Below are 4965 nucleotides of genomic sequence, written 5' to 3'. Positions count from 1 at the left end.
TACAAAGTATCAACTCATCGTTAAATGATATTGATAGTTAAAAACAAATACAAGTAACCTTCTCTGCGAGAGGTGACATGCATAAATCTACGGGTAATTAGTACTACTCGACTTTGACATTGCTGCCTTTACATCTGTAGCCTATCAACGTGGTCGTCTCCCACGGCCCTTAAAAGAAGTCTCATCTTGTGGCAAGTTTCGCACTTATATGCTTTCAGTGCTTATCTTAACCGAACGTAGCTACTCTGCGATGCAGCTGGCGCCACAACAGATACACTAGCGGTTCGTTCAACTCGGTCCTCTCGTACTAGAGTCAAGCCCACTCAAACTTCTAACGATCGCAATAGATAGAGACCGAACTGTCTCACGACGTTCTGAACCCAGCTCGCGTGCCACTTTAATGGGCGAACAGCCCAACCCTTGGGACCTTCTCCAGCCCCAGGATGTGACGAGCCGACATCGAGGTGCCGAACCTCCCCGTCGATGTGAGCTCTTGGGGGAGACTAGCCTGTTATCCCCGGAGTACCTTTTATCCTATGAGCGATGGCCCTTCCATACGGAACCACCGGATCACTATGTCCTGCTTTCGCACCTGATCGACTTGTAGGTCTCTCAGTCAAGCACCCTTATGCCATTACACTCTACGCACGGTTACCAAGCGTGCTGAGGGTACCTTTGAAAGCCTCCGTTACCCTTTCGGAGGCGACCACCCCAGTCAAACTACCCACCACGCAATGTCCCTCAATCAAGAGGTTAGGCTCCAGATAAACAAAGGGTGGTATTTCAAGGACGACTCCACGAACGCTGGCGCGCCCGCTTCGTAGTCTCCCACCTATCCTACACATTGTTTACCCGAAGTCAATACGAAGCTATAGTAAAGGTTCACAGGGTCTTTTCGTCCCATTGCGATTAACCGGCATCTTCACCGATACTACAATTTCACCGAGCTCATGGCTGAGACAGTGCCCAGATCGTTACACCATTCGTGCAGGTCGGAACTTACCCGACAAGGAATTTCGCTACCTTAGGACCGTTATAGTTACGGCCGCCGTTTACTGGGGCTTCAGTTAAATGCTTCGCCGAAGCTAACATCCTTCCTTAACCTTCCAGCACCGGGCAGGTGTCAAGCCTTATACATCATCTTTCGATTTAGCAAAGCTCTGTGTTTTTGATAAACAGTCGCCTGGGCCTATTTACTGAGGCCACCCCGGAGGGTGGCGTCTCTTCTCCCGAAGTTACGAGACCATTTTGCCTAGTTCCTTAGCCATGAATCACTCGAGCGCCTGAGGATACTCTCCTCGACTACCTGTGTCGGTTTGCGGTACGGGCTGCTTCACTCGCTATTTCTTGGATCCTCTTACTTGTTTTCGCTTCGGCCGTAGCCTAGGCTCAACGTACATTTCCGTCAGTACGTAAACATCTGGGAGAACCGTCACTTTCGTTGTGAGCAGGTACAGGAATATTAACCTGTTGTCCATCCACTACCCCTTTCGGGTTCGCGTTAGGTCCCGACTAACCCTCAGCTGATTAGCATAGCTGAGGAAACCTTAGTCTTGCGGCGTGCGGATTTCTCATCCGCATTATCGTTACTTATGCCTACATTTTCTTTTCTATACGCTCCAGCATACCTCGCAGTACACCTTCAGCGCCTATAGAATGCTCCCCTACCCATCACACCTCAAAGGTGGATGATATAGCTTCGGTAATATGTTTATGCCCGATCATTATCCATGCTAGATCGCTCGACTAGTGAGCTGTTACGCACTCTTTAAATGAATGGCTGCTTCCAAGCCAACATCCTAGCTGTCAATGCAATCTAACCGCGTTTTTTCAACTTAACATATATTTAGGGACCTTAGCTGATATTCTGGGTTCTTTCCCTCTCGGACTTGGACCTTAGCACCCAAGCCCTCACTGCATAACATCATCTTATAGCATTCGGAGTTTGTCAGGAATTGGTAGGCGGTGAAGCCCCCGCATCCTATCAGTAGCTCTACCTCTATAAGACTAATTATACGCTGTACCTAAATACATTTCGGGGAGTACGAGCTATTTCCCAGTTTGATTGGCCTTTCACCCCTACCCACAGGTCATCCCAAGACTTTTCAACGTCAACGGGTTCGGTCCTCCACGGTGTGTTACCACAGCTTCAACCTGCCCATGGGTAGATCACAAGGTTTCGCGTCTACTCCTACTGACTGTTCGCCCTATTAAGACTCGCTTTCGCTGCGGATCCAATACTTAATATCTTATCCTTGCCAGTAACAGTAACTCGTAGGCTCATTATGCAAAAGGCACGCCGTCACATCTTACGATGCTCCGACCGCTTGTAGGCGTACGGTTTCAGGTTCTCTTTCACCCTTTTATTCAAAGTGCTTTTCACCTTTCCTTCACAGTACTAGTTCACTATCGGTCTTCGAGGAGTATTTAGCCTTAGAGGATGGTCCCCCTATCTTCAAACAGGATTTCTCGTGTCCCGCCCTACTTAATACGTCATATATGCTTTTCTTATACAGGACTATCACCTTCTTCGGTTTACCTTTCCAGGTAATTCTAATAATTATATATGCTCGGCTGGTCCCATTTCGCTCGCCACTACTCTGGGAATCTCGGTTGATTTCTTTTCCTCCGGCTACTTAGATGTTTCAGTTCACCGGGTTTGCCCCATCTCTGGTACTATACCTTCAGTATAGTGGGTTGCCCCATTCGGATATCTACGGATCAATTCATGTGTGCTAATCCCCGTAGCTTTTCGCAGCTTACCACGTCCTTCGTCGCCTCTCGAAGCCTAGGCATCCGCCATACGCCCTTAACGATTTCTTGCCGCCACGCTCTCGCGCTCGGTTATTTGTATTTGCCTTTAATTATCTCTAATTAAATAACTTTTAATTATAATATTTCTATCTTTCTCTAATGTCAATGTTTAATACATCTTACTGTATTAAACCTCGTTATTGTTTCTTTGTATTTCTACTTCAGTATGTCAATGAACTTCTTCTGTCTTGTATATCCTCACCTATCTATCCAGATATGATTTTAGTAAATATACTTAACGTAGTGGAGAATATCGGAGTCGAACCGATGACCTCCTGCGTGCAAGGCAGGCGCTCTAGCCAGCTGAGCTAATCCCCCATATACTAGTAGTTAGTATATAGTAGCTAGTAGTTAGACTTTTAACTACCTACTCAACTTCTAGTTTTCCAAATAATATATTACCCGATCTTTACTTTTGTAGTCTCGGGCAGACTCGAACTGCCGACCTCTACATTATCAGTGTAGCGCTCTAACCAGCTGAGCTACGAGACTCCTTGTATTTTCTAGGCTCTTATATTACTATATTATATGTAAAAAAAAATAAATAAGAAGAACATTAAACACTCGATTGCTTAAGTCTAACAAGAGGTCAACGGAATTAAAATTTCTTTTAGCTCTATAAAAGAGATGTTCCAGCCGCACCTTCCGGTACGGCTACCTTGTTACGACTTAGCCCCAGTTACCAGTTTTACCCTAGGTAGCTCCTTTTACGGTCACCAACTTCAGGTACCCCCAGCTTCCATGGCTTGACGGGCGGTGTGTACAAGGCCCGGGAACGTATTCACCGCAACATTGCTGATTTGCGATTACTAGCGATTCCAGCTTCATAGAGTCGAGTTGCAGACTCCAATCCGAACTGAGATTGGTTTTTGAGATTCGCATCACATCGCTGTGTAGCTGCCCTCTGTACCAACCATTGTAGCACGTGTGTAGCCCAAGACGTAAGGGCCGTGATGACTTGACGTCGTCCCCACCTTCCTCGCGGTTTGCACCGGCAGTCTCATTAGAGTCCCCGTCTTTAAACGCTGGCAACTAATGATAGGGGTTGCGCTCGTTGCAGGACTTAACCTAACACCTCACGGCACGAGCTGACGACAGCCATGCAGCACCTTGCATTCTGTCCGAAGAAAAATCCATTTCTGGATCTGTCATTATGCATTTAAGCCTTGGTAAGGTTCCTCGCGTATCATCGAATTAAACCACATGCTCCACCGCTTGTGCGGGCCCCCGTCAATTCCTTTGAGTTTCATTCTTGCGAACGTACTCCCCAGGTGGATTACTTATCACTTTCGCTTGGTCTCTGATATTAAATACCAAAAACGAGTAATCATCGTTTACGGCGTGGACTACCAGGGTATCTAATCCTGTTCGCTCCCCACGCTTTCGTCCATCAGCGTCAGTTAAATCTTAGTTACCTGCCTTCGCAATAGGTGTTCTATGTAATATCTATGCATTTCACCGCTACACTACATATTCCGGCAACTTCAAATTCACTCAAGACTAACAGTATCAATGGCAGTTAAACAGTTAAGCTGCTTGATTTCACCACTGACTTATTAGCCCGCCTACGGACCCTTTAAACCCAATAAATCCGGATAACGCTTGCATCCTCCGTATTACCGCGGCTGCTGGCACGGAGTTAGCCGATGCTTATTCCTACAGTACCTTCAACTACTCACACGTGAGTAGGTTTATTCCTGTATAAAAGCAGTTTACAACCCATAGGGCCGTCTTCCTGCACGCGGGATGGCTGGATCAGGCTCTCACCCATTGTCCAATATTCCTCACTGCTGCCTCCCGTAGGAGTCTGGTCCGTGTCTCAGTACCAGTGTGGGGGATCACCCTCTCAGGCCCCCTAAGGATCATCGTCTTGGTGAGCCGTTACCTCACCAACTAACTAATCCTACGCATGCCTATCCCTATCCGATAAATCTTTTAAAACAAAATAATGCTATTCCGTTTGTTATGCGATATTAGTCCGAGTTTCCCCGGGTTATCTCGCTGATAGGGGCAAGTTGCATACATGTTACTCACCCGTCCGCCGGTGTCCGTTATCCGAAGACAACTTCTCCCTCGGCTTGCATGTGTTAAGCCTCCCGCTAGCGTTCATCCTGAGCCAGGATCAAACTCTCCGTTGTAAAATTTTAAATG

2 tRNA genes and 2 rRNA genes are annotated in these 4965 nt (G+C 46.9%); all 4 read right to left on the bottom strand.

The annotated features are described in order from the left end of the window. Nucleotides 1–77: 77 nt before the first annotated feature. The 4 genes from NLM59_RS11505 to NLM59_RS11490 all read right to left on the bottom strand — a co-directional run bounded on the left by NLM59_RS11505 (nt 78) and on the right by NLM59_RS11490 (nt 4952). A 23S ribosomal RNA gene (locus NLM59_RS11505) occupies nt 78–2824 on the bottom strand. Nucleotides 2825–3058: 234 nt separating this feature from the next. Then, nucleotides 3059–3132: transfer RNA gene (locus NLM59_RS11500), tRNA-Ala, on the bottom strand. A gap of 100 nt (nt 3133–3232) precedes the next feature. Beyond that, a tRNA-Ile gene (locus tag NLM59_RS11495) sits at nt 3233–3306 on the bottom strand. A 128-nt stretch (nt 3307–3434) separates the two neighbouring features. Further along, a 16S ribosomal RNA gene (locus tag NLM59_RS11490) occupies nt 3435–4952 on the bottom strand. The 16S and 23S rRNA genes sit together here with 2 tRNA genes alongside, the layout of an rRNA operon. Nucleotides 4953–4965: the final 13 nt, after the last annotated feature.

This window comes from Profundicola chukchiensis (genome assembly GCF_029664245.1).
GTDB classification, from domain to species: domain Bacteria; phylum Bacteroidota; class Bacteroidia; order Flavobacteriales; family Weeksellaceae; genus Profundicola; species Profundicola chukchiensis.
The sequence above is the reverse complement of the archived record's forward strand: the minus strand, read 5'-3'. Positions and strand labels throughout refer to the sequence as shown.